The sequence below is a fragment of the Luteibacter sp. P4_D7_3 genome (assembly GCF_056401735.1).
Map to the genome: position 1 here is coordinate 1 of NZ_JBFUIT010000575.1, position 1261 is coordinate 1261.

The window sequence follows — 1261 nt, forward strand, 5'->3', positions numbered from 1 at the left end:
ACCCGGAGCTCACCGGGCTCGAAGGCGGAATGGACGTTGCTTATCGTCACCGCCACTTTTTCGCCATGCCAAAAGATGCGCGGGCGATGGAGAAAGAACAGGATAATTTTATCCGCGAGCGCGCCACACGCTGCGTAACGGACGTGCCGTGCATCAAGGAGATGACGACGGCGCGGCTTTGGCAGCTACCGTGGGATCCCGCGAGGTAACGCCCGCTCTTTCATTCCTGAACATCGCCTGCGTTCAAGTGTTGACGCGACGCAGAACGAGACTGCGCCACGTGGGAACCGCGGTCCGCAAGTCGACTGCCTCACCGTCACTGGTGAAGAACAGTCCTGGCTCGCGCTCGACCAGCAGTTTCACGCCGTTGATAAACAGGTAGCCGTTGCGCCGCTCGACGAGCACGTCCAGCGACGGCTTGCCCCATTGATAGATCTGATACTTCCCCGCGTATTTCGTCCACTCCGCACGATCGGGCCCCTTCGGATCATGGGGTCCCTCGTTGTAATCGACGCCGGCCTCCCCTTCGCTGCATTCGAGGTGGGCCGGCAAGTCGCCCACGGCTTCCGTGTACGTCCACGCGACAAGGTCATGGTCGGCATCCGCCGTGAAGAAGGCGGTCGGCGTCACGGCGAGGAACGGGCCATGCATCTCGAAGGCGTCCGACTCGAATCGAAGGCCGTCGTCGGTGTCATGAATGGTGGCGGTAAGGTTCCGCCCTACATAGGTGCCTGCGACCGTTTGCTTGAGGGCAGCCGTCGGCCGGATCGGTGCAATGTCCGTTGCACTGAGCCTCGGAGACTTCGCACCGAAACGGGCGGCAAGAAGACCATCGATCAGCTTGCGACCGAAGCGATAGGGAGCGGATACCGGCCGATTGAACATGGCGGCCCAGGCAAGCTTCGCCTCCGGACAATAGATGAAAACACACCCGAAGCCAAAACCGCCGCCTTTGTGGCTGAGCACGCGGACCGGGGTGTCGCCATAACGTAGTTCGTTGCGAATGACGCCAAGACCGTAGTCGCCGCCGAGGCCAAAGCCGTGCATCGCTTCCCACAGCGCAGGTGCCAACACGGGCTTGCCGTCGATACGTCCACCGTCGAGGTGAAACGCCGCGTATCGCACCATGTCACGTGCGCTTGTGTAAACACCGCCTGAAGCCACCAGGGGTGTGACCGCCGGCACGCTGTCGTATCCCTTCTCGTGGCCGACGGCGCGATTGCGCCGCGTGGTATACACGGCGGCATCGGCCGTGCTGTCG

The 1261-nt window shown here is 62.3% G+C and carries 2 protein-coding genes; one reads left to right on the forward strand and one right to left on the reverse strand.

Features of this window, described 5'->3' with window-relative positions; genetic code table 11:
* Positions 1–209: lysozyme inhibitor LprI family protein (locus AC1DSN_RS22825; RefSeq protein WP_477333141.1), on the forward strand; the 209-nt coding region annotated here is incomplete at its 5' end.
* Positions 210–243: 34 nt separating this feature from the next.
* Here AC1DSN_RS22825 and AC1DSN_RS22830 read toward each other — a convergent pair.
* Positions 244–1261: serine hydrolase (locus tag AC1DSN_RS22830; RefSeq protein WP_477333143.1), on the reverse strand; the 1018-nt coding region annotated here is incomplete at its 5' end.